This is a genomic window from Thiobacillus sp., from assembly GCF_024708915.1.
The window spans coordinates 1-26,134 of the sequence record NZ_JANJXQ010000062.1 but is presented as its reverse complement, the minus strand read 5'-3'; the positions used below and the strand labels follow the sequence as shown (position 1 = coordinate 26,134).

The window sequence follows — 26,134 nt, the reverse complement described above, 5'->3', positions numbered from 1 at the left end:
GCCACCAGGTGCAAGCACCCGTGCTGCCGTTCGACTTGCATGTGTAAAGCATTCCGCCAGCGTTCAATCTGAGCCAGGATCAAACTCTTCAGTTCAATCACTGCTATTACTTCAAATACTTCTGTCGCTCAACTCAAACTCGCGTCGTCAATCAATCCAACGACGCTTCATTCAAGCGTGAGCATCTATGCTAGTTGCCGCCCCAGACAAAACCAGGACAGCTACCGCATCAACACCCACACCTATCGGCTGTAAATTGTTAAAGATCAATCGATTAGCACTTCAACTTTCGCTGCGTTGCCGTTTCGAGAGGTGCGCATTCTACGTGGTTTACATAAAACGTCAACACTTATTTCGAAATGGTTGCGGGGGCAGGATTTGAACCTACGACCTTCGGGTTATGAGCCCGACGAGCTGCCAGACTGCTCCACCCCGCGCCTGTCGCAATGAAACCGCGTCAATCGAGAAGCGGAACTATAGCAAAGCGTGCCCGGCTGCGTCAACACTTACGCGCCTTTCCGAATAAACCAGCGCGCCTGGAAGCCGACATTTCCAATGTTTTCAAACGACTGGAAAGATCGGTCTCGCTCGGGCAACTCAGTAAAAAATTAGATGTGGCATGGCATGGCCGGAAAATCTGCACTTTTATTGTGCGGACAGTCCATCGCCAAAGCCGCTACCATTCAAGCGCCGCTGTTTATCGAGGAACACTTGTGCACATTGCTGATTTCACCCTGTCGCGCTTGCCTCGCATCGAGTTCGGCTCGGGGGTAGTGGCCAGACTGCCGTCAATAGCCAACCAATATGGGCTCTATGCGCTGCTCGTGACCGGTGCCGGCTCACTCAAGCATTCGCCGTTCTGGGCAAACCTGACGACCGGGCTGAAAGCGCAAGGTATTTCATGGCACCACCTGACCATAGCGAGCGAGCCCTCACCCGAGATGGTGGACGAAGCCGTGCGCATCTTGCGGACGGAGCCCATTGATGTGGTTATAGGCATCGGCGGTGGCAGCGCGCTGGATGCCGCCAAGGCGATTGCCGGTCTGCTCAAACCCGGCAATTCGGTCATGGACCACCTGGAAGGGGTGGGGCCCGAGCTGGCTTATGCCGGCCCAGCCACTCCGTTCATTGCTGTGCCGACCACGGCCGGAACCGGTTCGGAAGCGACCAGGAATGCGGTATTGAGTCGGCAGGGTGCGGGCGGCTTCAAAAAATCCTTTCGCGACGAGAAGCTGATGGCAGAAGTCGCCCTGGTCGATCCGGATCTGCTGGCGACCTGCCCGCCTGCCATCATCGCCGCCAACGGCATGGATGCCTTCACCCAGTTGCTGGAGTCCTATGTGTCCAGCCGTGCCTCGCCGTTGACCGATTCGCTCGCCTGGGGGGGCATGAAGGCCGCGCGCGACGGCCTGCTGGCGCTGTATGCGGACGCCGGCGACGCTGAGGCGCGCGCACGGATGGCCTATGCGGCGCTGGTGTCGGGCATCACGCTAGCGCAGGCCGGACTCGGCTCGGTACATGGACTGGCCGCACCGCTGGGGGCGTTTTTCCCGATTCCGCATGGTGCCGCGTGCGGCACGCTGGTGGCGGCGGCTACGCGCATCAATATCGAAGCCCTGCGCGCACGCGAGCCCGCACATCCGGCACTGGAAAAATACGCCCAGGTGGGCCGCCTGCTGAGCAGACAGGGAAAGCTGGAACGGGATGCGTCACACGCAGCTCTGATCGACACGCTGGAGGCCTGGACGCGCGAGTTCAAGCTGCCGTCGCTGGCGCATTACGGCGTGCAGCACGCAGATATCCCGCGCATCGTTGCCGACAGCCGCGGCAGCAGCATGAAAACCAACCCGCTCCGGCTCGACGACGGCGAAATCGCGGCCATTCTCACTGCGCGAATTTGACGGTGGCCCGCTCAAGTTAAACCCGCACCATCCGCTATTTGTGCGACTCAATTTTCTGGAGCGCATCATGTCCGGCGGCCTGGTTTTCCTCATCGTGCTTGCACTGCTCGCCGTCTTCGGTGTATTCGTCTTCAACCAGCTGGTCGCATTGAAACACAACGTCGGCAAGGCCTGGTCGAACATCGACATCCTGCTCAAGCAGCGCCACGACGAGTTGCCCAAGCTGGTCGAGACCTGCAAGCAATACATGCAGTTCGAACAGGAGACGCTGGAAAAGGTGATGCAGGCACGCAACCAGGTGGCGAGTGCACGCGAATCCCACAACATTGCTGCACTGGGGCAGGCCGAGGGCGCCCTGCGACTCGGGCTCGGCAATCTGTTCGCCGTCGCCGAGGCCTACCCCGAGCTGAAAACCAACCAAACCTTCCAGCATCTGCAGGCGCGCATCACCGGCCTGGAAAACGCCATCGCCGACCGCCGCGAGTTCTACAATGATTCGGTGAACGTCAACAACGTGCGCGTCGAGCAATTCCCCGACACCGTCGTCGCGCGCCTGTTCGGTTTTCGCCCGTTTCCGCTGCTGCGCTTTGCGGCCACAGAGAAGAAAGACGTCGACCTCAAACAGCTGTTCACCAACTGATGTTTCGCGGGGCGGCCGAATGGCGGCACGACTACGCCAACCTCGCGCTGGGCGGCGGCAATCTGCTCATTCTGCTGCTCGGCCTCAAGCTGCAATCGCGTGCCGGCTGGCAAATCACCCTGGTGCTGATCGGACTGACCAGCTGCTGGGCATGGTATGCCAACCTCAAGCGCCATCGCACGGTGGCGGATACGCCGACCTCGCGCATCGCCTCGGCGCCACAAGGCTACATCGAACTCGTCGGGCGCGGCCGGCAGCCGCCGGGCGCCGGGCTGGTCAGCCCGGTCAGCGGGCTGCCCTGCCTGTGGTACCGCTACCGCATCGAGCGCAAAGACGGCAACCGCTGGGAACACGTCGAATCCGGCGTGTCGCACGACACCTTTGGCGTGGACGATGGCAGCGGCCATGTGCTGGTTGACCCCGACGGCGCGGAAATCCACACCTCGCGCAAGCAGGTTTCGACGTCGGGCGGCTACCGCAAGACCGAATGGACCCTGATCGAAGGCGAGACGATTTATGTCATCGGCGAGCACGTCACCCTCGGCGGCCCCAACGCCGTGCTCGATAAAAAAATGGACCTTGCCACGCTGCTGGTTGAATGGAAGCAGGACAAGACCACCCTGCTGGCGCGTTTCGATGCCGACCGCGACGGCGAAATCAGCCTGGCGGAATGGGAAGGCGCGCGCCAGGCCGCGTCCGGCGAAGTCGACCGCATCCATCTCGACATCCGCCTGCAAGACGGCATCCATCTCATGCGCAAGCCGGCGCATGGCCGTCCGTTCCTCATCGCCAACCGCGAGGTCGGCGCGCTGGTGCGGCATTTCCGCCTGTGGAGCTGGACACATCTGACGCTGATGATGGCCGCGCTGCTGGGGCTGACACTGGTCGGACACGCGGCCTGAGTACCGCTTGCCCTGCCCGGCTTCACGCCCTATAGTCAAGGCACGGAGGATGCATCATGAAACACGCCATACCCGAAACACCCGCCGACTACGACCATACCCGCATCATCGAGCGGCCCGATGGCTGCTACTGGATCGATGCCGACAGCGGCGAAGAGTACGGCCCCTTCGGCAGCCTGCTGGAAGCGGTGCAGGATATGGAATACAACGCCGACAGCGACTATGAACCCGGCGAGACCGTGGCAGAAGCCGAGGATGAACTGGGTATCTCGGACTGGATCGACCCCGACACCGGCGATCCCGGTGATGAATCTCACCGCCCGGTAGAGTGAGTCCCGGCTGAGGCCGGCGGTTGCGGGGCATTCCGCGCAGCGCACTCCGCCGCCCGCGCCTCGCGTTCAAACGGATTGTCGCGGTAAGGGTTGCCGCCGCGCGCCCAGGCAAGCAACCCGGCCAGCGGATACAACACCAGCAGCAATATTCCCCAGCGTTCGAACTGCCTGACATGCGCCCGCTCGTGAGCCCGGGTCGCAGTCAAGGCGGCCAACGACACCCCGACCACCACATGCCCCAGGGTCATCGCGGCAACCGATCCGCTGAAAGGGAAGCCGCGCTGCAGCACCCGCGCCGGCCAGCCGCCGGCGGCCTCCAGCACGCCGTCGACCCGATGCAGCACGCCGCCGCTGCTGCGCGCGATCAGCGCAACCAGCATGCCTGGCAGCGTCACCGGCAACGCCCACAGGTAAAGCAAGACCTTCAGCATTGCTGGCGCCGCATTCCAAAATGCGTATGCCGGCCCGATCGCCGCCTCGTCCGGCCGTTCATCGAATCAGCGCGAATCCGGACCACAACGCAGTGCGGGATCGTCCCGCCTGTTAGCGCTCTCGCGTTCATCCGCGCCGGCTCAATAAGTATCTGTCGCCCCCGCAAACCAGCGCACCTCCGGCAAGCCATGGCGCACAAAATGCGCGCGCGCCTGTTCCAGCTGCGCCGCGGTGCCCGCCGCATAGACGTCGAAGCGATGCAGATCGGGGTAGTCCACCACGATGCTTTTCAGCACGCTTTCCAGGTCGTCGGTCGGCGTGTGCGGCACGTAGTTGAAATCGTCCAGCGCATCGGCCCAGGTGCGGCACAGGTTGTCCTGATAATGCCCGGCTGCATCGGCCAGCCAGTGAAGATCCATCGATTCGACCAGTTCCAGCGATATGGCGTGCTGGATCAGGCTCTTGATCGGCGCGAAGCCTACACCGAAGGCGAGGAAAATCGCCGGTCGCGGCGAATCTTCGTCCAGTACGAACTCACCGTACGGCCCTTCCAGCGCCACCACATCGCCGGCTTTCAGGGTGGTGAACACAGCCTCGGCGAACGCATCGCCGGGACGGCGCGGAATCTGCAGCTCGATATTGCGGTCTTCGCACGGGCAGCTGGCAATGGCGTAGCGCCCACGCACGCCATCGATCGACACCTCGATGCTTTGTCCGCCGAGATACCGCAGGCGCTGGCTGCGCGGCGTCAGAATATGCAGCGCCGCGATCTGCGAATTGAACATTTCCACCGACTTGACCTTGGCGCCGAGCCGCTGCATCGGAATGTCGTGCGCGCCTGCCACATTGGCCTCGATCACCACGTCGTTCACCGGCGCATAGGCACACAACAGGATCGCCCCGGCATCCTTGTCGGCCTGCTTCAGCACATAATCATGCGCACGAACTTTCTTCACCTCGCCCGACACCAGCCGCGCCTTGCAGTCGCCGCAGTTGCCGTTGCTGCAGCCGTAGTTGAGCGAGACCCCGTTGCGCAACGCGGCATCGAGCAGCGTGTCGTTGCCCTCCACAAAGAATTCGTGGCCGCTTGGCTGGATGGTGACGTGGGCTGACATGATTTTACGTATCCTTTCCTGTGCGATCGCTGCCTGCGCCAGCACCGCATCCGCCGGCATTTCGGCCAGATTGCGCAGCAGGAAAGCGCGCAGGGTATGCAGGGCATGGCGCGTCTCGGCGCTTTTGTCTTCTTCGATTTCGTCGATCTTCTCGTCCAGCCAGAGCATCACGTTGCCGTAATGCAGCAGCAGGGATCTGGCCGCCGCGTAATCGTCGCCCAGCTCGGTCAAGCGTGCCGCCAGCACGTCCTTGTCCGGCAGCGCGCGCTCAAGCACCCGCTTGGCGAACGCCCTGTCCTTGATTTCCGTCACCCGGCGAAACTCCGCATCGTCGTCCCATTTCACCTCGGGAAACGCACGCAGCAGCTCGTCGAGTTCGACCATGCCGTCAAACGTCGCCAGCGTGCCGTTGCGGATCATTTCCTGCAGCGTATGGCGCGGCTGCCCAACCAGCTTGACCACCCGGGATAGCGGAAGTAAATGGCTCATGCCGTGATGTTACCGCGCGCGCCGAATATATAAAATCGGCAATCCATCCGATTCTGAATCCGTGATCCCATCGGGCGGATGCTTCTGCCCCTACAATCGCGTCATGCCTGTCATCACCACCCGACCCTGTCCCGCCGATGCCCGTGCCGCGCTCGAGCAGGCCGGCCTCGCGCCCGCCTGGGCGCGGCTGTATGCCGCCCGCAGCGTCACCCATCCCGATCAGGTTGCGCACCGCCTACCGCAACTGCTGTCGCCTGCCGGGCTGCTGCACATCGAGCGTGCCGCCACGCTGCTGGCCGATGCCATCCGCGACAACAAACGCCTGCTCATCGTCGCCGACTACGACGCCGACGGCGCCACCGCCTGCGCGGTCGGCGTGCGCGGCCTCACCCTACTCGGCGCGCGCGTCGAGTACCTGGTGCCCAACCGGCTCGAACACGGCTACGGCCTCACCCCCGACATCGTCAGGCTTGCCGCCGAACGCCGGCCCGATCTGCTGGTCACGGTAGACAACGGCATCGCCGCGGTCGACGGCGTGACGGCGGCGAACGCACTCGGCATCCCGGTGCTGGTCACCGACCACCACCTGCCCGGCGACGCCCTGCCGGATGCTGCCTGCATCGTCAACCCCAACCAGCCGGGATGCGGTTTCGCGTCGAAAAATCTAGCCGGGGTGGGAGTGATGTTCTACGTGCTGCTGGCGCTGCGTGCCGAACTGCGCCGGCGCGGCGCGTATGCAGAAAAAGCCGAGCCGGATCTGCGCACCCTGCTCGACCTGGTTGCGCTCGGCACCGTTGCCGACGTAGTAAAGCTCGATGCCAACAACCGTACCCTGGTCGAGCAGGGCCTGGCGCGGATGCGCGCGGGCAAGGCCAGTGCCGGCATCAACGCGCTGTTCCGCGCCGCCGGACGCGAGCCCGCGCGCGCCACCGTGTTCGACCTCGGCTTCATGCTCGGCCCGCGGCTCAACGCCGCCGGCCGCATCGACGACATGGCGCTCGGTATCGAATGCCTGCTGACCGACGATCCCGCTGCCGCGCAGCAGCTGGCACAGCAGCTCGACGAACTCAACCGCGCCCGGCGCGACGTCGAGGCCGGCATGCTGGAGGAAGCACTCGCCATCCTCGCCACCTTCAATCCCGACGACAGCCACAGCCTCACAGCGTATCAGCCCGACTGGCACGTCGGCGTGATCGGCATCCTGGCATCGCGCCTGAAGGACAAGTTCCACCGCCCCACTGTCGTATTCGCGTCCAGCGACGGCGGCGAACTCAAAGGCTCCGGCCGCTCCATCCCCGGCCTGCACCTGCGCGACGCGCTCGACCTGATCGACAAGCGCCATCCCGGCCTGATCGTCAAGTTCGGCGGCCACGCCATGGCAGCCGGCCTCAGTCTATCCGCCGGCCGCCACGCGGAGTTCAGCGCAGCATTCGAGGCGGTGGTGAGCGAACTGATCGATCCGGCCGATCTGGAAGGCCGGATCGAGACCGACGGTGAACTGGAGCCCGCCGAGCACCGCTACGAACTCGCCGTCGAGCTCGACCACGCAGTCTGGGGGCAGGGCTTCCCCGCCCCGCTGTTCACCGCCACGTTCGAGGTCACGGCGCAGCGCGTCGTCGGCGAGAAGCACCTGAAACTCAAACTGACGCGCGCAGGCCAACAGTTCGAAGCGATGCACTTCTTCCACCCCGACCCGCTGCCGGAACGCATCCGCGCCGTCTACGCGCTGATGCCCAACACATTCAATGGCCAGTGCTCGCTGCAGCTGAAGCTGCAGCACTGGGAAGCGACAGAGCCGGAGGGAGACAAAAAAATGGTGGGGTGAACCGCGCCAGGTGGCCGCATTCTTCGCCAGTCAGTTCGGTTGCGTTGTGCATGGGCTCCCCTGTTGGGGTTTGAGCATAAGCATGCGCAATGACAGCGAAGTGACAGATTCAAGATTCAGCCCTTCACACGCGCGTAACGCTTGCGGCCTATCATCCACACACCCCCATTCCCGCCCCTTCCCCATGAGCCACGAAGAATTGCGCCTGCATCTGGAACACATCCTGGCAAACGCGCGATTGATGACCTTGCTGCAACCGATCCTCAATCTGGTCGACGGGCGGGTGATGGGCTACGAGGCTCTGTCGCGCGGGCCGTCCAACAGTCCGCTGCATGGGCCGCAGGCGCTGTTCCGCGTGGCCGAGCAGCACGGCCTGTTGGCGGCGCTGGACTGGGCCTGCATGCGCACGGCGCTCAGCACATTCGCGCGGCTGAAACTGCCGGGCCGGCTGTTCGTGAACCTGTCGCCCGGCAGCCTGCTCGACGCGTCCTTCGCCCCGGCCGCGGTATTGGCGGCGCTGAACGACGCAGGCCTGGCCAGCAGCCAGGTGGTGGTCGAAATCACCGAAAGCGCGCCCGCGATCGACTACGCGCAATTGCGGCGGGTCGTCGCCGGATTGCGCGCAGCCGGGGTCGAGGTGGCCCTGGACGATCTGGGCGAAGGGTTTTCCAGCCTGCGGCTGTGGTCGGAAGTGAAGCCGGCTTTCGTCAAGATCGACAAGCATTTCATTTCCGGGCTGCACCAGGACCCCCACAAGCTCCAGTTCGTGCGGTCGATCAAGCTGCTGGCCGAAGGCGCTCATTCCATGGTCATTGCCGAAGGCGTAGAAAGCACGTCCGAACTCGCGGTGCTGAAAGATCTGGGGGTGCGTTATGCGCAAGGCTATCTGATCGGCCGTCCCTCGCCGGTGCCGGTCCGGCTGCCGCCGCGCGAAGTGCAGGCATGTCTGCAATCCGGCACGGTGAGCGTGTTTCCCGTGCCGCGAAAAGGCGACGGCCTGCACATGTCGGCCGGCAAGCTGGCGGTGTCTGCACCGTCGGTCGGCGCGCTGACGGCCAGCCAGGACGTGCTCGAACTGATGATGCAGCATCCCGACCTGCATGCAGTGGCGGTGGTGGAAAACGGCATTCCGGTCGGCATCCTCCACCGCCCCGCCCTGCTCGACCAGTTCATCACCCTGTACGGGCGCGAACTGCATGGCCGCAAACCCTGCCGCGAGCTGATGGACGACGATCCGCTGGTCGTCGATAAGGCCACGCACATGACCGAACTGTCGGAACTGGTGGTGAAAAAAGGCAAAATGGCCTTCACCCAGGGATTCATCATCACCAGCGAAGGACGCTACCTGGGGCTGGGGTCGGGTTTCGACCTGATGCGCGAGGTGACCGAAATGCAGATCGTCGCCGCGCGCTATGCCAACCCGCTCTCCGGCCTGCCCGGCAACGTTCCGCTCCAGGAGCACATGGAGCGCCTGCTCGTCAACGAACAGACCTTCGTCACCGCATATTTCGACCTCGACCACTTCAAGCCCTACAACGACGTCTACGGATTCCGCCGCGGCGACGACATCATCCAGCTGCTTTCACGGATCATGCGCGAAAGCTGCAACCCCGAACTCGACTTCGTCGGCCACATCGGTGGCGACGATTTCGTCGTGCTGTTTCAGAGCCTCGACTGGGAAGTGCGCTGCCACGGCATGCTGGCCCGCTTCGACCGCGAATGCCTGGCCCTGTTCAACCCCGAACACGTGGCAGCCGGCGGCTACCGCAGCGAAGACCGGCGCGGCACCATGACTTTCCATGCTCTGGTGTCGCTGTCCATCGGCGCCGTACTGGTCGACCCCACCCATTTCCACCAGTATCAGGAAATCGCGCGCGCCGCCGCCGAAGCCAAACGCATGGCCAAGCGCGCCGATGGCAGCAGCCTGTTCATCGACCAGCGCAAAATGCCATTCGGGCGAAAGCTGGCGCCGGATGAAGCCCTGCCCCTGGCGAATTGCGCCTGAGCCGTTCGCTCAAACCCCGGCGCTCGACACGCCTGGCGCAACGCTGGGCGCACCCCTGCCCGCGCACCTTGCCGGGCCGGCGAGCATCAGCAACCCGTCCTTGGGTTCCGGCGGGTTGCCCACGGCGGCGGCCGTTCGTCGCAAACGACGCCCGCCACCGTGGGCAACCCTGCATAACTTCTTGCTCGATATGGAAGGGAGGGTAGTCCAGCGAGCCGAAAGGCCTGCCCCGCACCCGCCGGACCAGCGCAGCCGCCGCGCTACGCGCGCCGCAGCGCAAGGCATTACAATCCGCTGAAACCTTGCGAATCGTCATGCCGCCGATCACCTTTGCCCTCGTCCTGCTGAATGTCCTGGTCTATGCGCTCGAACTTGTCACCGGGCCGGAGATCATCCGCGTCTTCGGGCTATGGCCGCCGGGGTCGGGCGGTGCGTTCCATGTCTGGCAGCTGGTCACCTACAGCTTTTTGCACGGCTCGCTCTTGCATCTGGGACTCAACATGCTCGCCATCTGGATGTTCGGCGCCGAACTGGAACGACGCTGGGGCGACCTGCGCTACCTGCTGACCTACCTGTTCAGCGTGGTCGTCGCCGCGATGACACAGATCGCCGTCAGCGGCTATTTCCTGCACGCCAGCGGACCCGTCATCGGCGCCTCCGGCGGCGTGTTCGGCCTGCTGATGGCCTATGCGCTGTACTTTCCCAACCGTGTCATCGTCGTCATTTTTCTGCCCTTCATCCGCATCCCCGCGCGCACCTTCGTGCTCGGCTACGGCCTCATCGAACTGTTTCTGGGTGTCACCAACACCACCGCCGGCGTCGCCCATTTCGCGCATCTGGGCGGACTGTTCGGCGGCTGGCTCAGCGTGCAGTATTTCCGCGGACGCGGGATGTTCGGCAAGCGGCCTTCGGCTTAAAGGTTCAAGTTGCAAGTTACAAGGGGGCCGTGGCTCGACATAAAGCCGCTCGCTCTCCTTGAACCTTGTAACTGAATGCCTGCCGTTCAGGCGTACCCCTCCGGGTTCCCCGACTGCCAGCGCCAGGCATCCGCGCACATCCGCGGCAGGTCGTACACCGCGCGCCAGCCCAAGTCGTGCGCGGCACGCGACGGGTCGGCCCAGCATTGCGCGACGTCGCCGGGGCGGCGGTCGACGATTGCATACGGTACTTTTTTCCCGCTGGCCGCCTCGAACGCGCGCACCATGTCGAGCACGCTCACCCCGCGCCCGGTGCCGAGGTTCCAGGTATGAAGGCCGCCGTGGTGCTGCAGCCGGTTCAGCGCCGCCACATGCCCGCGCGCCAGATCGACCACATGGATGTAGTCGCGCACCCCGGTGCCGTCGGGGGTCGGGTAGTCGCCGCCGAACACGTTGAGATGCGGGCGCCGGCCCACCGCCACCTGCGCCACATACGGCATCAGGTTGTTGGGAATGCCGCGCGGGTCCTCGCCGATCAGCCCCGATTCGTGCGCGCCCACCGGGTTGAAATAGCGCAGCAGCGCAACATTCCAGCCCTCGTCCGCCAGCGCGATGTCGCGCAGCATCTCCTCGATAAAAAGCTTGGAACGGCCGTACGGATTGGTCGCCGACAGCGGAAAATCCTCGGTGATCGGCACCGTCGCCGGGTCGCCGTACACCGTGGCGGACGACGAGAACACCACCGACTTCACCCCCGACTCGGCCATCGTCTCGAACAGCGCAATGCTGCCCGCGATGTTGTTGTCGTAATACAGCAGCGGCTTGTCCACCGACTCGCCCACCGCCTTCAGCCCGGCAAAATGCACCACCGCGTCGATCGCATGCCGGGCGAACAAGGCGCGCAAGGCCGCACGGTCGCGGATGTCGCCCTGCACGAAGGCCACCTGCCTGCCCGCAATCTGTCCCACCCTTTCCAGCGATTTCAGGCTGCTGTTCGACAGATTGTCGAACACCACCACCTCGTGCCCCGCCGCCAGGCATTCCACTGCGGTGTGCGATCCGATATAGCCGGCACCGCCGGTCAACAGAACTTTCAATTCGACTCCCCCTTTTTGTCGCAGCCAATACCCGCTCACATTGTTATTCGCCTGGATGCAACTTGAATGTTGCGACTTGTATCTTGACCCTACCTCTTCGGCATCGCCTCAAGCCAGTTCTCGACCGCAAGCCCCGGCACCCGGGAAAACTCACCGGTGTTTGCTGTCACAAGAGTCGATTCGATGGCCAGAGCGTGCGCGGCGATCAACATATCGTTCGGGCTGATCGGCGTGCCGGCCTGTTCAAGATGAAAATGCAGCTTCGCATATTCGCGATCGGTGGGGATATCGAATGGACGGACCTCCAGCGCTGCAAGGATGGCGTCCACTTGCGCGGTGAGCTTCGGCGCATTTCGTTTGGCCGCCCCGAAGCGCAATTCGCTTGCAGCGATCATGGACGTGCAAACCAACTTCTCCCCCACTTGCGCAATGCAAGTCGCAATCCGGCCCTGCAGATTCCGCACCAGGTCCGACAGGATATTCGTGTCCAGCAGATAAAGCGGCATTCGGCTCAAAGTTCTACGTCGTCCAGGGGCAACATGCCCTTGTCGATATCGGGAAACGCCTCATCCAGCGCGCGCAGCGTCGACAGCGTGGCCAGCAGCCCCTTTTTCCGGATCGGCTCGATCACCAGACGATCGTCCTCACGACGAATGATCGCCTCTTCGGCATCCATCTCTAACTCGCGCGGAATACGGATCGCCTGGTTCCGCCCATTGCGAAAGAAACGGACATGTCTTCTTTTATTCATCGGCGCCCCCTTCATCGTTAGCATATGCCAACGCCTCTCTGCCTTGCATGTGAGTGTGTCAATCAACCAATCCCCCTTGCCCCTTGAATCTTGAATCTTTGAATCTCACTTCCCCAGCAACTGGCGCGCCGCGCCCAATATGAACAGCGTATTCGTCACCAGATAACGCTTCCACAATCGCCCCGGCTCCGACAGCAATCGATGCAGCCATTCCAGCCCGTTGTCGCGCATCCAGGCCGGCGCGCGCTGAACCGTGCCGGCGTGGAAATCAAACGCCGCGCCCACACCGATCATCACCGCATTTACTCGGCCACGATGCTCCGCCATCCAGCGCTCCTGCTTGGGGCAGCCCAGGCCGACGAACACGATGCCCGCGTCGCTGGTGTTGATCCGCTCCATCGCCGCCGCGTCTTCCTCCGGCGTCAGCGTACGGAAGGGTGGTGCCTCCATCGTGAGGCGCAGGGCCGGAAACGCCGCACGCAGCCGCTCTTCCAGCAAACCCAGCGTCGCCTCGCTGCTGCCGTAGCAATACACCGGCAGGTTTTCCGCTGCCGCGCGTCCGCACAGCGCCCACATCAGATCCGGCCCGCTGATGCGCGGCTGCCCGGCAAAGCCCTGCCGCCGCAGCATCCACGCCACCGGCGCGCCGTCCGGCGTCGCCATGTCCGAGCCGTTGATGATGCCGCGATAGCCCGCATCGCGCGACGCGCTCACCACCACGTGCACGTTGCAGATCGTCACATAGCGGCTTTCGCGCGCATGCGCCCAGCCGAGCAGGCGCGCCATCGCGGCGTCCCACGACAGCGCGTCGATCTGCGCGCCGAGCACGCTACCGGTAGTCCGGCCATTTATTGGTTCCATTCTGTTCTAGCCAAGACCATTGCCTGCAAAGCGCGCCGTCTTAGCCCTCCTCCCTTGAACCTTGCATCTTGCAACTTGTGTCTTTGACTTGTCGTTGCTCGGCCAGCGCCCCGTCATAAATCTCCATCAGGCGCTGATAATTCACGTCCGCCGAAAACTCGGCCTTGTATTGCGCACGCGCCATTCTCCCCATCTCCGCCATGCGTTCGGGATTCGCCAGCGCCCACGCCATCTTGTCGGCCAGATCGTGCGGGTTGCCCGGATCGAACAGCAGCCCGGTTTCGCCGTCACGCACAATATCCGCCAGCGCGCCGATACGGCTGGCAATCACTGGCAGGCCGCACGCAAAGGCTTCCACGATGGTGCGCGGGAAGTTTTCATACCAGATGCTCGGCACCACTAGCGCCAGGGCGCGGCCCATTTCACCGCGCACCACCTCGCTGGGCTGGCTGCCCAGACGGGTCACCCCAGCCAAGCCATCGAACAGCCCGGCTTCCGGCCCGCCGCCAGCCACGCGCAAATCAGCGTCGGGCAGCGCGCGCAGCGCACCGACCAGGGTCGCAATGCCCTTTTCCACCGACAGGCGGCCCACGAACAACAGTCCCCGCCTAACTCCCACCCTCTCAGGGGGAGGGTTGGGGTAAAGGCGCTGCTTATCATTCCAATCCACGAAATTCGGCTTCACCACCACGCGTTCCGCAGGCAGGCCGCCTGCGATGAACTTGCCCCGGCAAAACTCGTTCAGCGCGATATAGCGCGCCACCTTGTTGCGATACGTCCCCAGCCCGCGATGCAGCGTCAGCATCCCTGCCAGCGCCGCCGACGCCGCATGCGATCCCCGATAGCACGCCCGCGCCACCCCGCGCCAGGGCAGCTGCCCCATGCAGTCCTCGCACACCTTGCCCTCGCGCAGAAACAGCGCGTTCAGGCACATCAGGCGGAAGTTATGCAGGGTCTGCACCACCGGCACCCCAGCACGCGCCGCCGCCCAATACAAGGAAGGCGAAATCAGCGGGAACGTGTTGTGGGCGTGGATCACATCGGGGCGAAAACTGCGAATCCGCTCACCCAGTTCTTGCGGTGTTCGATCGGACCACAGGGTGGTGCGCGCCAGCGAAAGCGACGACATCCCTGCCACGTCGTCATTGCTGCGAAACCAGGTATCCACTTCATGGCCGTGCGAACGCAGCAATGCAATTTCAGACTCAACCACTGCATCCTCGCCACCGCGATGCTGATAGGCGTTGTGAATCAGGAGGATGCGCATGTAAGGTATCCAGCCAGCCAGATCGTACGAGTCCGATTACTTGCAGGAATAGGCAACGCCGATTCCCCCACCCGGGTACCAGTGATCCCTGGGCTGTTCTTGAAAAAACAGAAAATTACGTTTTGTATTCTTGGCAAAATTGATCAGCTTGTCGGAGAAATGGGCGTTATCGCCAATCACCATCGCGTGCTGCGAAAGCTTCTCAGCTACCGTTTCGAATTCCCTCATCTCATAATCCATCGAATGGTCGCTGTCGTTAATGAACAAATCTATTAAGGCGTCCATTTTCTTGAGCGACTCGATCGAATCTCCATAAAGGATTTCCCCATACTGGCTATAAGGGCCCTGCAACAGATAACCGGCCTTGGGATTGATGTCGGTACCGTAATATTTTCCCGGATACCCCTCGGCGGTGTTGCGCATCAAGGCAGCCGTCAGCACGCAAGCCCCCAACCCCTTGTCTACACCCGTTTCAATTACGACAGACGGGCGCATTGCACGCACAATGGCATACCAGCCGATGCGGCGCGCATAACGCGGCTCATCGTCCGCCAGAAAATTCCGCTTCCCCTCTCGCGTGCATTTCGCGATATGGTCGCGCAACGCCATATCGTCTAGCACTTCACGCATATAGCCTTCCATCGTCTCAGCCGGCCGGTTACAGACAATGCCCAGGAAATGCGCCAAATAGCGTTGATTCAAATCGGTCAAATGGTAAGTAAAGTTTGTATGCTCGCGCGATTTGAACAGCCAACGCGTTACCTGAACCAGTCTGCGCGTGCAATACGATGCAGCGGACTTAAAACGCACTGGCAATACCAACCATCGCAATACACTTCTTTTCACGTTCATTGCGGCCTCTCCTTCATTTGATGGGCACAACTAAGATTAACCATTAGCCACCCCGTCCAGAAAACGGACCAGTTCAGACGCCACCCGATCCGCCTCAAAACGCGCCATAAAATAGCCGCGGGCCGCTTCGCCTGCCCGCTTCATTTCCGCCACATCTTTCAGCCACGTCGTAATCTTCTCGGCGGCAGCGGCTGCATCCTCTAATGGAATCAGGCGGCCCTCGACGCCATCCCTAAAAACCTCCGGCATGCCGCCGGCCGCCGGCGCGAATACCGGGAGACCACGCGACAAGGCCTCGATCAGGGTCAAGGGCAAATTCTCCATGAGCGCGACATGCAGGCACGCGCGATGCTCAGGCATCAGCGCAGCCGCGTTCGACACAAATCCGGCAAAGCGCACACGGTCGGCGATCCCCCACTCCTTGGCACAAGCTTCCAGCATGGCACGATCCGGCCCGTCGCCCACCACGGTCAGCGTGAGTGCGTGCCCCATCTGGCCTGCGGCACGCACGATCTCCAGCGCGTAACGCTGGTTCTTGCGATATTCCAGCGTGCCGATCGTGATCAGGTCGCGCCACGTATCCGTCGCCACCGGTTCGCTCGGGTCAGCCAGAAAATTCGGGATCACGGCGGATCGCATCTGCCCGATGGCGGGGACACGTCGAACCAACTCGCGCCGCATGAAATCCGACACAAACACCAGCCCATCCAGCTTGGGCAGCACATCCGATTCGAGCGCGCAGATTGCCCGATACAACAATCCACCACGCGTAATCGCACCCTTGTCAGCCCATTCCTCAGCCTGCGACAGGTTGAAATGAACCACCATTGCCACCTTTTGCCCGGTCGCGACGCGCGCGCGCAGGGCGGCGCGGGCGGACAAGGGGCACTGCGCATACACGAGGCACGGCCGGCCATCGGCAAGCGCCCGGTGCAGGGCTCGTTCCAGAAATACCGCGTGCCAGTGGCGGTACCACCAGACGCTCGCCGGCTGGTGCAATTTTTCCAGTAGCCGACGAACACCGAAGACCGGATAAACCAGCGCACGCGCACAATCGAAAGGCGTAACCAGTTGGACTTCCCGGCCTTGGCCCGCCAGCCAGTCGCGCACCGCATGCACGTGCGTCTGCACGCCGGTTTCGCCATGGGGACGCATCATGCTGGCGATCAGCACAGACGCAGACATTGCTTCACCCCCCCAGAAAAGTTTTCCGCCATCGCCCCGATGGAATAACGATGGCTTGAGGATTCCGCCTCTGCTCGCATCGCCGCCAGTCCGACCGGATCGCCCAGCAGACTCTCGATTGCATCCGCGAACGCCATCGCTTTGGGCTCGGCGATCAGCCCATTTTTACCAGGCTCCAGATATTCGATTTCCGGACCATGCTGAGGCAGATCGGTTGTCAGCAGGGGCAGGCGCGCGCAAAACGCATCGAGAATGCCCAGCCCGACCAGTCCGGGGTTCAGCCACATTTCGGCCAGGCTGAGCAGTTCTGCCTTCTCCCGGCCGAATTTCGGGCCTGCCCAATGCACCCAGTCGCGGGGTCGCGCAAAGTCCTCCACCTGCTGGCCCATCGGCCCGCCGCCCACGATCAGCAATCTGAAACCGGGATGGCGCGCATGCAAGCGTTCTGCCGCCTCCATCAGCCAGTCGAGACGCTTGTTTTCATACAGGCTGCCGCAGTAGATAGCGATGCGGCTTTCATCCGGCCAGCCTAGCCCTGCCCTCAGGCGTGTGCGATCGGCATCGGTCACGGCTGCCAGTTGCGCGCGCAACGCGTCTGTATCAATTGCGTTCTGCACCACCGTAATGCGCGCGGAGTCGAAACCTTGCTGCGTTATATAGCGCGCCGCGTCAGCGGTGTAGGCAAACCACCAGTCCGCCCAGTGCAGACTATGGCGCTTCAGACGCTCGCCCAGCGAAGCTGGAGCGGCCTGGCGGTCGTGTCCGTGCCCCCAATAAGCCACTCGCTTCAGCCCCACGCGCGATAGAGCCGCGAGCAGGTAGTTGAGCAGATGTTTGTTGGCGTGCTCGACAACTACCAGATCGGCCGCCAGCAACGGTTTTAACACCGGCATCCAAAGCAGCTTTCCGCCCAGCAGTCGGGTTTTGACCAGCAACCCCAGCGGTGGCGGCAATGTCGCATGGTCATTACGTCGGCTTTCCTCTTGCCAGGGCGTGCCGTATACGACCTGCAAGTCGATCCCTTCGCGCGCCAGCAAAGCATACAGTGCAGTAAAAAAGGGGAGCCGATACTGTTTCATGACCGGCTGTATGATGCACACGCGTTTACTCATGGCTCTGCCACAGAATGCAAGTTGCCCGGCATGCCGGCATGAGGCCGGCTTGACCAATCAGCCCCGCGACTCAAGAGCATAGGGCCTACTTCGACCACGATGGTGCGGCTGACAAGCTCACGCAGCTCACCATTTAGCGATTCCTGATGCGTCACGAACCAGGAATCCGGTATCGTCCATTCGCGCTGCGAATCGGTATCGGTCCAGACCAGCCATGCATCCGCCCCATTCCGGTTGAGATTGCACACCCACCGTCCCTGGCTAGCCGTACAGTTCGTCATCACCGCCCCTTCCAGCCATTTCTGCGTCCTGATGAATGCCTTGCCCGCAGCATTGAGCGCGTAGTCCTCCCCCTCAACTAAGCCCATGTTCCCGTGTTCCCACGAATACCAGTAGAAGCGTTTCATCCCGACAGCCCACCCCAGAATGAGCGCGCGCGAAACATAGGATGCAGCTTCGGTTGGCTTAAGCTTCTTCCAGCTCGTGAATGTTGACGAGGCTGTTGGCTTGTCGAACCACCAGCCCGTTTCGGTATTCCATACAGGCTTATGCGCTACGGCATGTCTGGCCATGAGCTTACGTATGTCGTCCATCAAGGGCAGCATCGCTTCCGGTGATTCGCGCGGCACATAAAAATGATGCGAAAGCACATCCATGTACTGCCCGCCGCCCAGTGCCAGATATCGATCCAGCCATTCGAGTTTCTTGCCGCCCTCCGTCGTGGCGGGCGCAGCGAGCTGATTATTCGCGTCGACCTGTTTCAATATCGCGTAAGTTTCGCGGGCGAGTTCCAGCATCGTCTCCACACTACCACTGTAGAAATTACGCAGGTTCGGTTCGTTCCAGAGTTCATAGTAACGAATCCGTCCCTTATAACGTTCCGCCACCGCGCGAACATAATTTCGCCAATCCCCGATATTCAGCGGCTCAGCCGCGTTGCCGGGTTGATAGGCAGATTGTTCATTCGGGCGTGCCGATGCCCAGGCGGGTGGCAAGCCCAGCGGAAAAAGTACATTCACCCCGGTCAGACCGGCCATGGCGACATACTTGTCCAGCCGTTTGAAATCCCATTGCCCGCGTTGGGGCTCCAGCCTCGACCAACTCACGGCGGCATCCCACAAACGCCAACTCCCAAAGCGCACGCTGGGCCAAGGCGTGGAGGTGTCGGCACGATGGATGTGCATGCCGAAATACGCGCGCGGAATCGGCTCACCCGAAGGCCATACCGTCCGGCTGGCCGACATGCTGCCCATTCCCATCGCGGACAAGCCGCCCAGCAGCAGCGTTCCGGTTGTCGCCAGTATCGCCTTGCGGCGCGTAGGCATCGCCACCCTCGTATCGGATGGTTCTTTCGAACGCTTCGTCATGCGCCGTTTTTCCTTCTATCAACCCGATACCCGAGTTGCCATCCCACGAAACCTTCGAGCCTGCCCAGCCCCATGCCCAGTTTCTGGGCAAGCGCCCTCAAATTCGCCAAATGGACCGGCATATGCAGCCACGGGCTCAGCAGACCCCGCGCGATCACCCATGCCGGCAGCGGGTGGCGCGCGTACAGCGCACCTGTGCCGCGTGCGCGCTTGCGTGCTCTTGCGAACATTTTCGCGGGGGGCAAACTCGACGGCGTTGCCATCGCGTGATGAACTAGGCTGGCGGGATCGAACTCCATCACGGCGCCTTCCCGCAGCAGGTGCAGCATGAGATCCGTCTCCTCGCCGGCGCCATACCAGCTATGAAGACCGAGCGCAGTGTCGAAACCGCCCACCGCACGCAAACGCCCGGTGCGGAAAAACAGCGTGATGCTGCTGGCGGGCGGTTCGCGAAACCGTGCAAAGTCACTGAAGCAAAGCCTGCCGGCGGGAGGATCGCCCGCCTCAAACCAGCGAATCACGAGTCCATCGAGTTCTACTTGTCGCTCGAAGCGGTCCAGCACCTTCTCGACGACATCGGCCTCGTACCAGCAGTCGTCATCCGGAAATGCCACGATGTCGCCCTTGGCGTGCGCGATTCCAGTATTGCGCGCCATACACAGATTGGGTTCACTCTGTCGCAGGTGAAGGCATTCCAAGCCTAGTGCGCGGGCACGGTCGACGACCGGAACAAGCCGGTCATCGGGATTCTGGTCGACCACGATCAGCGCGAAATCGCGCCGGGTCTGGGCTGCCAGGCTGTCCACGCAGCGGTCGATTTCCGCCGTGCGGCCTAGCGTGGCCATGACAAGGGAGGCACGCAAACTCATGTCGCCCCTCCCGGCAGCAGAAAACGCAGCGCCACGCGCAGCCAGTAGCTGGGGTGGCTTGCGGCCGTGCGCGTGAACGCCAATTCGGCGGCCTCGCGTCGTTTGCCCTGCCGCAGCAGGCAGCGCGCCGCGTTCAGGTAGTTCACCGCCAGCATTCGGCGCGCGCCGCGCACATGCTGCGCTGGGTAGTCGCCGCGCGCGAGCCGCGCTTCCAGCCGCTGGTAGCAGGGCAGCAGACCCTGCAGCTCAGTGCTGGCGGTGAGGCTGCCGGCCACGTCAACGCGGTAGAGCGCCAGCACGCGCGTACTCGCCGCCACCGGGTGCCGCTCGGCGAGGCGGAACCACACGTCTTGGTCCTCGCCCAGCCGTTCACCCTCGGGGAACAGCGTGCCCAGTTCGAGCAAGGCCCGCCGCCGCACGCACACCGACGACGTGAAAAAAAAACTTCCACGCGCCCATTCCTCAAAAAAAGCCGGCACCGAGCGATCTTCGTCGATCTGTCTGCCGGGGTCGTTCGCCGCCAGCGCCTGCGCGGCGTCGCCAGAAAAACGCCGGTAGGCGGTGCCAAATAGCGCCGCCTCGGGGTAGCGTTCGGCAAGCGCGGCGATCTGTTGCAGAAAACCGGGCAGGTAGAGATCGTCGGCATCAAGGAAGGCAACGTAGTCCGCGGCGCTGGCCCGAACGCCGCGGTTGCGCGCGGCGGATACGCCGGCATTGGGCTGGCGCAACATGCGGATGCGCGCATCCCCGCGGGCAAAATATTCGACCCGCTCGGCGCCGCCGTCGGTGGAACCGTCGTCCACCACGATCAGTTCGTTGAGCCCCTCTTGTGCGAGCACCGAGCGAATCGCGGCCTCGATATAGTCGCGCTTGTTGTAGAGCGGCATCACCACGTCGATGCGCGACAGATTCGTGCGTTCAGCGCCCATGCTCAGCTCCAAGTTGCGGGGCGAGCAGCCATCCCGCCACGCGCGCGGCGGGTCGTGGCAATCGAGCGAGGCCGGGTCGCAGAAGAGCGGCCAGATCGGCCGTGAGCAGGCGCGGCAGCAAGCGCAGTGCAAGCGTCAGCGTCAACGCGCAGGCGACAATGATGGCCGCGAGCCGGGCAGGATTGCTGGGCAGCAGGTTTGCCAGCGCGTGGTCGGTTCCCCACGCCGCGAGCGCGACACAGGCGGCGAGCGTGACGCCCCCGCGCAGTGCGCGCGCGCAATCGACCCAGCCGAGCGCAATCTGCCGGATGGCGATCTGGGTGAACAGCAGCGTGCGCAGCACGAACAAGCCCAGCACCGTCCACGCCAGCGCGGCCAGCGAAACCTGGGCTGCGATCCAAGCGCCGATCAACCACAGCCCGGCGATCGGCAACTGCATCTTGAATTCCAGCGTAGTGCGGCCGGTGTTCCACAGCACCGGCGTGGTAATGCCCCACAGCAGGGCGATGGGCATGGCCAGCGCGATCGGCTGCAACACTTCGGCGGCCTGCGCCCAGTGCTGGCCGTACAGGGCAAGCACCAAGGTATCGGCCACGGCAGACATGGCGAAAAACACCGGCATGACCGCGAGTGCGATGCCGGCCATGAGCATGAGATAGGCCTTGCGGATGCGCTGCGGATCGTCCTGCACCCTGGCGCAGGCCGAATACAGCACTGGCTGCATGAAGCCGAGCATGGTGGTGGACGGCGCATTGACGAGGTTGTAGGCATTTGCGTACAGGCCGAGCGAAACGCTGTCGAGCGTGCGCGCGACCACGGTACGATCGACGTTGCCGATCAGCCAGTTGGTCAGGTTGGTGAGCAGCACGGTGCCGCCGAAGTGTCCCATGCTCAGCGCGTCGGAATGACGAAACAGTGGTGCAAGCGGATGCCGCGCCGCGTGATAAATCAGGATGAGCGACACCAGGCTTTGCGCCGCCCAGGCAGCCACGAGCGACCACACGCCGGCGCCGGCCAGTGCCAGCGGGATGCCAAGGCAGACGTAGCCTAGGAAATAGGCGATGGTCTGGGCGATTTGCAGCGCCTTGAAATCCAGTTCGCGCTTGAGGAGATTGAGCGACACCGCGCTGATTGCCTGCAGGAAAGCCAGCGGCGCCAGCGCGAGAATGACTGCCTGCAGGCGCGGTTCACGGAAAAATTCGGCGAGCGGTCCGGCAAATAGGGCAAGCAGGCCCGCTACAGCAACGCCGAGCACAATCTGCCAGCCGAAGACGAAACGGACATGCGTATCGTCCAGCGTTTTGCGCTGAATCAGACCGTAGGCCATGCCGATGTCCGAGAAAAAAGCCGAAAAACTCATCACCAGCACGCTCATGGCAAATAAGCCGTATTGCTCGGGGCCGAGCAGACGCGCCAGCACAATTTGCGAGGCCATCTGCATGAAGAGCCGAAGGAAAGCCCCGCCGCCGCCCCATAGAAAGGCCGAGATGCTGCGCGCACCCAGTCCGCCTTGTGCCGGATTTGTCATGCCGGCCGCGCCAATTGTCCGGCGGTCGCAGCCGGGGGCTCGACGGATTTTTCACCCGCGGCAGACTGCCGCGACAGCATGAGGAAAATCGTGAACACCACGAGGTGCACGAAGTACGTGGTGTCGAGCAAAAGCGTGAGGCGGAGCGGTATTTCGGTGATGGTGCGGACGAGGAGCAACAGCAGCAGGGCAAGACTGGCGCCACGGGTTCTGCCAGCGAATTTGAAGCCGTAGTAGATCAACGCGACGGTATAGATTAGGACAGCTGCCAGCCCCACGATGCCGGCTTCGCCGAGCGCCTGGAGGTATTGATTGTGCGCGTGCCATGCGGCCAGCACAGCGCCGTGCGTGATGCGGAATTCAACATCCCACAGTTTGGGTCCATAGCCGAACCAAGGATTGTTCCGCCAGGTATCAATCGTGGTTTGCCAGATGTCGGTACGACCCGTGAGCGTGGACACCCCGCTGTCCGCCATCAAGGCGTGAAACAGCCCCCCCGCCAAATCGGTGAAAAGCAAAGGCAGCAGCGCCGCACCACCCAAAAACGCACCCAGTGTAACCAGCGTAGCCCAACCGACGCGGGCAACTTTCATTTCCTGAGTAAATTGCCGGTTAAGTTTCACCACTGCGACGACGAACAGCATCAGAAGGCCTGCGCCCCAGACGGTCTTGGACTGGGTTAGCACAAGAACGAGCAAGGCAGACGCGACACCTAGGAAATGCCATGGATTCTTGCCGCGAACCCAGTACGACAGAACCAGGTACAGCAAGGCAAGCGGCGCGAGCGAGTTGGCGTGGGGCGCAAGCCCATGCAGACGGATGTGGAAGCCCGGGATGATTCCGACGTAACTCATTTCTGCAAACCTGCTAGGGAAAATCGCCGCCAATACCAGCGAGCCGACCATCAGCACAAAGAGCACACGCTTGGCCTGAATCGCGACCTGCTCGGGCTCGATGCGAGGCATGAGCAAAAGCGAAGTCATAAGCAAAACAGGATAAAAATTTTGATAAATAAACGCAGGTTTCTCGCCAAGAGTCACGCTGGTGATCATGGAAAAGACGACAGCAAACAAGCCCACTATCAGGAAGGTGGCACCCTGCTGTTTCTGTCGCTTGATCAACGCCATAACGATCACGGTAATCGCCACCCCGACAATGGACAGGCTGGAGAGACGCAACGCCCAGCCTACCCACCCGGCAATAGCGGTATAACCAGCAAGAGTGGCATCCGATTCTGTGAGGTACTCACGAGGTGCAGTTAAGAGACGCACGGTTGGCGCCAGCAGAACCATCCAAAGATAAAACGTCAGCACGCCATTCGAACCATATCGGTCTATACCGCGAGAGGCGATGAACATGCCTATCACGCCGACAATTGCAACCGAAATTGCAATGAGCGCGTAGATGGTGAGGAAGAGCGTCATGCGAGAGCGTATCCCGTGCCTTGGCAAATACGCATATCAGCCTTCGCCTGTGCACACTTGGTCCAGAAAATCCCGATACGCTCGCGCCAATCCCTCGCGCATGTCTGTCTTCGCCTTCCACCCCATCGCATTCAGCCGCCCCACATCCATCAGCTTGCGCGGGGTGCCGTCGGGCTTGCTGGTGTCGAATTCGAGCTTGCCCTGATAGCCCACCGTCGCCGCCACGGCTTCAGCCAGTTCGCGAATGCTGAGGTCGTGTCCCACCCCGATGTTCAGCAGCGGCGGCAGGCCGTCGTTGCGATCCCGCCCCAAGAGCGGAACGAATTGCTCGTCCGGCAAGTTCATCAGGTAGACGCAGGCATCGGCCATGTCTTCGCTGTAGAGGAATTCGCGTTTGGGCGTGCCGGTTCCCCACACGGAAACCGAAGGTTCAAGTTGCAAGTTGCAAGTTGCAAGGAGGCGGTCCTTGAGGTCCTGCGGGATGGGACCATTCCGGGTTTCGTCCTGTTCGATAGCGGACCAGTTACGCTCGGCGGCCAGTTTGGCCAGATGAAACTTGCGGATCATCGCCGGGATGACATGCGAGTTCATCAGGTTGTAGTTGTCGCCGGGGCCGTACAGGTTGGTGGGCATGACGGCGAGGTACTGGGTCTTGTACTGCCGGTTGTAGGCCCAGCACATCTCGATGCCGGCGATCTTGGCCAGGGCATAGGGCCGGTTGGTCGGCTCCAGCTCGCTGGTGAGCAGGTGCGCTTCCTTCATCGGCTGCGGCGCCAGCTTGGGGTAAATGCAGCTGGAGCCCAGAAACAGCAGGCGCTTCACATCATTCTTGTACGCGGCGTGGATGATGTTGGTCTGGATGGCGAGGTTGTCGCGGATGAATTCGGCGGGGTAGGTATTGTTCGCGTGAATGCCGCCGACCTTGGCAGCGGCCAGGAGCACATAGTCCGGCTTCTCGGCGGCGAAAAAGGCTTCGACTGCCGCCTGGCTGGTGAGGTCGAGCTCGGCGTGGGTGCGCGTCAAGAAGTTGGTGTAGCCCTTGTCGCGCAGGTTGCGCATCAGGGCGGAGCCGACAAGGCCACGATGGCCGGCCACGTAAATTTTATCCCCGATTTTCATTTTTTCATTTTTCCTGACATATCGCCGGTGATGAAACCGATCTGGCGTTTGCCGGTTTCTGTCGGCGCCATCAATTGACGAATGGCATCGATCAAACCCGCAATCGCCTGGTCGTGGCTGCCAATCTTTCGCTCCAGCGCTTCAAGCTTGGCTGCCAGTTCCTTGTGGGTGGAAAGCATTTGGCGTAATTGAACGAAGGTTCGCACAACCAATAGGCTGGCCTCGATCGCACGGTCGGACTTCAATACGTTCCCAAGCATAAGCGCGCCGTGCTCGGTAAAGGCAAAGGAAAGCGTTCGGGAAAATTTCAGATTGGCGAGGTGGTCACAACTTGTGACCACCTCATCCTTCTCCAGCTTGGAAAGCTGAAACATGAAGTCGCCTGGGAAGCGTTCGATATTCCGCTTCACCGCCTGGTTGAGTGCTTTGGTCGGCACGCCATAAAGCTCCGCCAAATCCGCATCCAGCATGACTTTTTCGCCACGAATCAGCAGGATGCGATGAGCCACGGCCTCAACAGGCACCGGGGTTTTACTCATGGTAATCCATGGCCTTGTAGCCGTGCTTCTTCACCAGTTCGTCGCGCTCAGCCGCCTTCAGATCCTCGCGCACCATCTCGGCAACCAGTTCGTCGAAGCTGATCTTCGGCGTCCAGCCGAGCTTGTTCTTGGCCTTGCTGGGGTCGCCCAGCAGGGTTTCGACTTCGGTGGGGCGGAAGTAGCGGGGGTCGACAGCGACGATGCATTTGCCATGGGCATCGTAGCCCTTCTCGTCGACGCCCTGCCCTTCCCAGCGGATCGCCATGCCAAGCTCCTTGGCGGCGGCGTTGACGAAGTCGCGCACGCTGTACTGCACGCCGGTGGCGATGACGAAATCCTCGGCCTGGTCCTGCTGCAGCATCAGCCACTGCATCTCGACATAATCCTTGGCGTGGCCCCAGTCGCGCTTGGCGTCCATGTTGCCGAGGAAGAGGCAGTCCTGCAGGCCGAGCTTGATCCGCGCCAGCGCGCGGGTGATCTTGCGGGTGACGAAGGTCTCGCCGCGGATCGGGCTCTCGTGGTTGAAGAGGATGCCGTTGCAGGCGTACATGCCGTACGCCTCGCGGTAGTTGACGGTGATCCAGTAGGCGTAGAGCTTGGCCACCGCATAGGGGCTGCGCGGATAGAAGGGAGTGGTCTCCTTCTGCGGGATTTCCTGGACGAGGCCGAAGAGCTC

The 26,134-nt window shown here is 62.3% G+C and carries 25 protein-coding genes, 1 tRNA gene and 1 rRNA gene; 7 read left to right on the top strand and 20 right to left on the bottom strand.

The window, feature by feature from the left end; all coding sequences use genetic code 11:
- Positions 1-95, bottom strand: a 16S ribosomal RNA gene (locus Q0L94_RS04890); the annotation flags it as partial.
- A gap of 265 nt (positions 96-360) precedes the next feature.
- Positions 361-437 (bottom strand) — tRNA-Met (locus Q0L94_RS04885).
- A gap of 276 nt (positions 438-713) precedes the next feature.
- Here Q0L94_RS04885 and Q0L94_RS04880 point away from each other — a divergent pair.
- From Q0L94_RS04880 to Q0L94_RS04865, 4 genes are all read left to right on the top strand, one after another.
- On the top strand, positions 714-1,901 hold the full coding sequence (locus Q0L94_RS04880) for an iron-containing alcohol dehydrogenase (RefSeq protein WP_296750662.1): 1,188 nt from the start codon (positions 714-716) through the stop codon (positions 1,899-1,901).
- A gap of 67 nt (positions 1,902-1,968) precedes the next feature.
- Positions 1,969-2,541, top strand: coding sequence for a LemA family protein (locus tag Q0L94_RS04875; protein WP_296750659.1), 573 nt, complete (start codon positions 1,969-1,971; stop codon positions 2,539-2,541).
- Positions 2,541-3,443: a hypothetical protein gene (locus Q0L94_RS04870; protein ID WP_296750654.1), complete on the top strand. Its 903-nt coding sequence runs from the start codon at positions 2,541-2,543 to the stop codon at positions 3,441-3,443. The genes Q0L94_RS04875 and Q0L94_RS04870 overlap by 1 nt, the downstream gene beginning before the upstream one ends.
- Before the next feature lie 56 nt (positions 3,444-3,499).
- Entirely contained in the window at positions 3,500-3,775 is a 276-nt protein-coding gene (locus tag Q0L94_RS04865) for a hypothetical protein (RefSeq protein ID WP_296750651.1), read from the top strand.
- Here the strand turns inward: Q0L94_RS04865 and Q0L94_RS04860 are convergent.
- Positions 3,757-4,206, bottom strand: a complete 450-nt coding sequence (locus tag Q0L94_RS04860) for a hypothetical protein (protein WP_296750648.1) — start codon at positions 4,204-4,206, stop codon at positions 3,757-3,759. The genes Q0L94_RS04865 and Q0L94_RS04860 overlap by 19 nt on opposite strands.
- Before the next feature lie 141 nt (positions 4,207-4,347).
- Complete coding sequence (locus Q0L94_RS04855) at positions 4,348-5,811, bottom strand: 2Fe-2S iron-sulfur cluster-binding protein (RefSeq protein WP_296750645.1); 1,464 nt, start codon at positions 5,809-5,811, stop codon at positions 4,348-4,350.
- Between the two features lie 103 nt (positions 5,812-5,914).
- Between Q0L94_RS04855 and recJ the strand changes: the two genes are divergently transcribed.
- The 3 genes from recJ (at position 5,915) to Q0L94_RS04840 (ending at position 10,558) form a co-directional block, all read left to right on the top strand.
- A complete protein-coding gene (gene recJ / locus Q0L94_RS04850) occupies positions 5,915-7,636 on the top strand; it encodes a single-stranded-DNA-specific exonuclease RecJ (protein ID WP_296750642.1) in 1,722 nt (573 codons plus the stop codon).
- Positions 7,637-7,820: 184 nt separating this feature from the next.
- Positions 7,821-9,641, top strand: coding sequence for a GGDEF domain-containing protein (locus tag Q0L94_RS04845; RefSeq protein ID WP_296750639.1), 1,821 nt, complete (start codon positions 7,821-7,823; stop codon positions 9,639-9,641).
- Positions 9,642-9,955: 314 nt separating this feature from the next.
- Complete coding sequence (locus Q0L94_RS04840; RefSeq protein WP_296750636.1) at positions 9,956-10,558, top strand: rhomboid family intramembrane serine protease; 603 nt, start codon at positions 9,956-9,958, stop codon at positions 10,556-10,558.
- Between the two features lie 86 nt (positions 10,559-10,644).
- Here Q0L94_RS04840 and galE read toward each other — a convergent pair whose 3' ends face one another.
- From galE to Q0L94_RS04760, 16 genes are all read right to left on the bottom strand, one after another.
- Positions 10,645-11,655, bottom strand: coding sequence for a UDP-glucose 4-epimerase GalE (galE, locus tag Q0L94_RS04835; protein ID WP_296750634.1), 1,011 nt, complete (start codon positions 11,653-11,655; stop codon positions 10,645-10,647).
- Between the two features lie 89 nt (positions 11,656-11,744).
- Positions 11,745-12,161, bottom strand: coding sequence for a type II toxin-antitoxin system VapC family toxin (locus tag Q0L94_RS04830; protein ID WP_296750656.1), 417 nt, complete (start codon positions 12,159-12,161; stop codon positions 11,745-11,747).
- A 5-nt stretch (positions 12,162-12,166) separates the two neighbouring features.
- A complete protein-coding gene (locus tag Q0L94_RS04825; protein ID WP_296750631.1) occupies positions 12,167-12,430 on the bottom strand; it encodes an AbrB/MazE/SpoVT family DNA-binding domain-containing protein in 264 nt (87 codons plus the stop codon).
- Between the two features lie 81 nt (positions 12,431-12,511).
- Positions 12,512-13,267 (bottom strand): WecB/TagA/CpsF family glycosyltransferase, encoded by a 756-nt coding sequence (locus tag Q0L94_RS04820; RefSeq protein WP_296750628.1) that lies wholly within the window; start codon positions 13,265-13,267, stop codon positions 12,512-12,514.
- Positions 13,268-13,307: 40 nt separating this feature from the next.
- Positions 13,308-14,534 carry a glycosyltransferase family 4 protein gene (locus Q0L94_RS04815; RefSeq protein WP_296750625.1) on the bottom strand — a complete coding sequence of 409 codons (1,227 nt, stop codon included), beginning with the start codon at positions 14,532-14,534 and terminating at the stop codon, positions 13,308-13,310.
- A 36-nt stretch (positions 14,535-14,570) separates the two neighbouring features.
- A complete protein-coding gene (locus tag Q0L94_RS04810; protein ID WP_296750622.1) occupies positions 14,571-15,386 on the bottom strand; it encodes a class I SAM-dependent methyltransferase in 816 nt (271 codons plus the stop codon).
- A 36-nt stretch (positions 15,387-15,422) separates the two neighbouring features.
- Positions 15,423-16,559, bottom strand: a complete 1,137-nt coding sequence (locus Q0L94_RS04805) for a glycosyltransferase family 4 protein (RefSeq protein ID WP_296750620.1) — start codon at positions 16,557-16,559, stop codon at positions 15,423-15,425.
- Entirely contained in the window at positions 16,553-17,683 is a 1,131-nt protein-coding gene (locus Q0L94_RS04800; RefSeq protein WP_296750617.1) for a glycosyltransferase family 4 protein, read from the bottom strand. The genes Q0L94_RS04805 and Q0L94_RS04800 overlap by 7 nt, the downstream gene beginning before the upstream one ends.
- Positions 17,680-19,050, bottom strand: a complete 1,371-nt coding sequence (locus tag Q0L94_RS04795; protein ID WP_296750614.1) for a beta-galactosidase — start codon at positions 19,048-19,050, stop codon at positions 17,680-17,682. The genes Q0L94_RS04800 and Q0L94_RS04795 overlap by 4 nt, the downstream gene beginning before the upstream one ends.
- Positions 19,047-19,919 carry a glycosyltransferase family A protein gene (locus tag Q0L94_RS04790; protein ID WP_296750612.1) on the bottom strand — a complete coding sequence of 291 codons (873 nt, stop codon included), beginning with the start codon at positions 19,917-19,919 and terminating at the stop codon, positions 19,047-19,049. Before Q0L94_RS04790 ends, Q0L94_RS04795 begins: the two co-directional genes overlap by 4 nt.
- Positions 19,916-20,848, bottom strand: coding sequence for a glycosyltransferase family 2 protein (locus Q0L94_RS04785; protein WP_296750609.1), 933 nt, complete (start codon positions 20,846-20,848; stop codon positions 19,916-19,918). Before Q0L94_RS04785 ends, Q0L94_RS04790 begins: the two co-directional genes overlap by 4 nt.
- Positions 20,838-22,376 carry a lipopolysaccharide biosynthesis protein gene (locus tag Q0L94_RS04780; RefSeq protein WP_296750607.1) on the bottom strand — a complete coding sequence of 513 codons (1,539 nt, stop codon included), beginning with the start codon at positions 22,374-22,376 and terminating at the stop codon, positions 20,838-20,840. The genes Q0L94_RS04785 and Q0L94_RS04780 overlap by 11 nt, the downstream gene beginning before the upstream one ends.
- Entirely contained in the window at positions 22,373-23,800 is a 1,428-nt protein-coding gene (locus Q0L94_RS04775; protein ID WP_296750605.1) for an O-antigen ligase family protein, read from the bottom strand. Before Q0L94_RS04775 ends, Q0L94_RS04780 begins: the two co-directional genes overlap by 4 nt.
- Before the next feature lie 36 nt (positions 23,801-23,836).
- Positions 23,837-24,919 carry a GDP-L-fucose synthase gene (locus Q0L94_RS04770; protein WP_296750601.1) on the bottom strand — a complete coding sequence of 361 codons (1,083 nt, stop codon included), beginning with the start codon at positions 24,917-24,919 and terminating at the stop codon, positions 23,837-23,839.
- Positions 24,916-25,458 (bottom strand): ORF6N domain-containing protein, encoded by a 543-nt coding sequence (locus tag Q0L94_RS04765; protein WP_296750599.1) that lies wholly within the window; start codon positions 25,456-25,458, stop codon positions 24,916-24,918. Before Q0L94_RS04765 ends, Q0L94_RS04770 begins: the two co-directional genes overlap by 4 nt.
- The coding region (locus Q0L94_RS04760; protein ID WP_296750596.1) for a GDP-mannose 4,6-dehydratase at positions 25,451-26,134 on the bottom strand (684 nt) is incomplete at its 5' end. The genes Q0L94_RS04760 and Q0L94_RS04765, both read right to left, overlap by 8 nt.

Excerpts from the sequence above, each read along its gene's own strand:
- Q0L94_RS04875 (WP_296750659.1), top strand. The coding sequence starts at position 1,969 with ATGTCCGGCGGCCTGGTTTTCCTCATCGTGCTTGCACTGCTCGCCGTC.
- Q0L94_RS04870 (WP_296750654.1), top strand. The coding sequence starts at position 2,541 with ATGTTTCGCGGGGCGGCCGAATGGCGGCACGACTACGCCAACCTCGCG.
- Q0L94_RS04865 (WP_296750651.1), top strand. The coding sequence starts at position 3,500 with ATGAAACACGCCATACCCGAAACACCCGCCGACTACGACCATACCCGC.
- Q0L94_RS04860 (WP_296750648.1), bottom strand. The coding sequence starts at position 4,206 with ATGCTGAAGGTCTTGCTTTACCTGTGGGCGTTGCCGGTGACGCTGCCA.
- Q0L94_RS04855 (WP_296750645.1), bottom strand. The coding sequence starts at position 5,811 with ATGAGCCATTTACTTCCGCTATCCCGGGTGGTCAAGCTGGTTGGGCAG.
- recJ (WP_296750642.1), top strand. The coding sequence starts at position 5,915 with ATGCCTGTCATCACCACCCGACCCTGTCCCGCCGATGCCCGTGCCGCG.
- Q0L94_RS04845 (WP_296750639.1), top strand. The coding sequence starts at position 7,821 with ATGAGCCACGAAGAATTGCGCCTGCATCTGGAACACATCCTGGCAAAC.
- Q0L94_RS04840 (WP_296750636.1), top strand. The coding sequence starts at position 9,956 with ATGCCGCCGATCACCTTTGCCCTCGTCCTGCTGAATGTCCTGGTCTAT.
- Q0L94_RS04830 (WP_296750656.1), bottom strand. The coding sequence starts at position 12,161 with ATGCCGCTTTATCTGCTGGACACGAATATCCTGTCGGACCTGGTGCGG.
- Q0L94_RS04825 (WP_296750631.1), bottom strand. The coding sequence starts at position 12,430 with ATGCTAACGATGAAGGGGGCGCCGATGAATAAAAGAAGACATGTCCGT.
- Q0L94_RS04820 (WP_296750628.1), bottom strand. The coding sequence starts at position 13,267 with ATGGAACCAATAAATGGCCGGACTACCGGTAGCGTGCTCGGCGCGCAG.
- Q0L94_RS04815 (WP_296750625.1), bottom strand. The coding sequence starts at position 14,534 with ATGCGCATCCTCCTGATTCACAACGCCTATCAGCATCGCGGTGGCGAG.
- Q0L94_RS04810 (WP_296750622.1), bottom strand. The coding sequence starts at position 15,386 with ATGAACGTGAAAAGAAGTGTATTGCGATGGTTGGTATTGCCAGTGCGT.
- Q0L94_RS04800 (WP_296750617.1), bottom strand. The coding sequence starts at position 17,683 with ATGAGTAAACGCGTGTGCATCATACAGCCGGTCATGAAACAGTATCGG.
- Q0L94_RS04795 (WP_296750614.1), bottom strand. The coding sequence starts at position 19,050 with ATGACGAAGCGTTCGAAAGAACCATCCGATACGAGGGTGGCGATGCCT.
- Q0L94_RS04790 (WP_296750612.1), bottom strand. The coding sequence starts at position 19,919 with ATGAGTTTGCGTGCCTCCCTTGTCATGGCCACGCTAGGCCGCACGGCG.
- Q0L94_RS04785 (WP_296750609.1), bottom strand. The coding sequence starts at position 20,848 with ATGGGCGCTGAACGCACGAATCTGTCGCGCATCGACGTGGTGATGCCG.
- Q0L94_RS04780 (WP_296750607.1), bottom strand. The coding sequence starts at position 22,376 with ATGACAAATCCGGCACAAGGCGGACTGGGTGCGCGCAGCATCTCGGCC.
- Q0L94_RS04775 (WP_296750605.1), bottom strand. The coding sequence starts at position 23,800 with ATGACGCTCTTCCTCACCATCTACGCGCTCATTGCAATTTCGGTTGCA.
- Q0L94_RS04770 (WP_296750601.1), bottom strand. The coding sequence starts at position 24,919 with ATGAAAATCGGGGATAAAATTTACGTGGCCGGCCATCGTGGCCTTGTC.
- Q0L94_RS04765 (WP_296750599.1), bottom strand. The coding sequence starts at position 25,458 with ATGAGTAAAACCCCGGTGCCTGTTGAGGCCGTGGCTCATCGCATCCTG.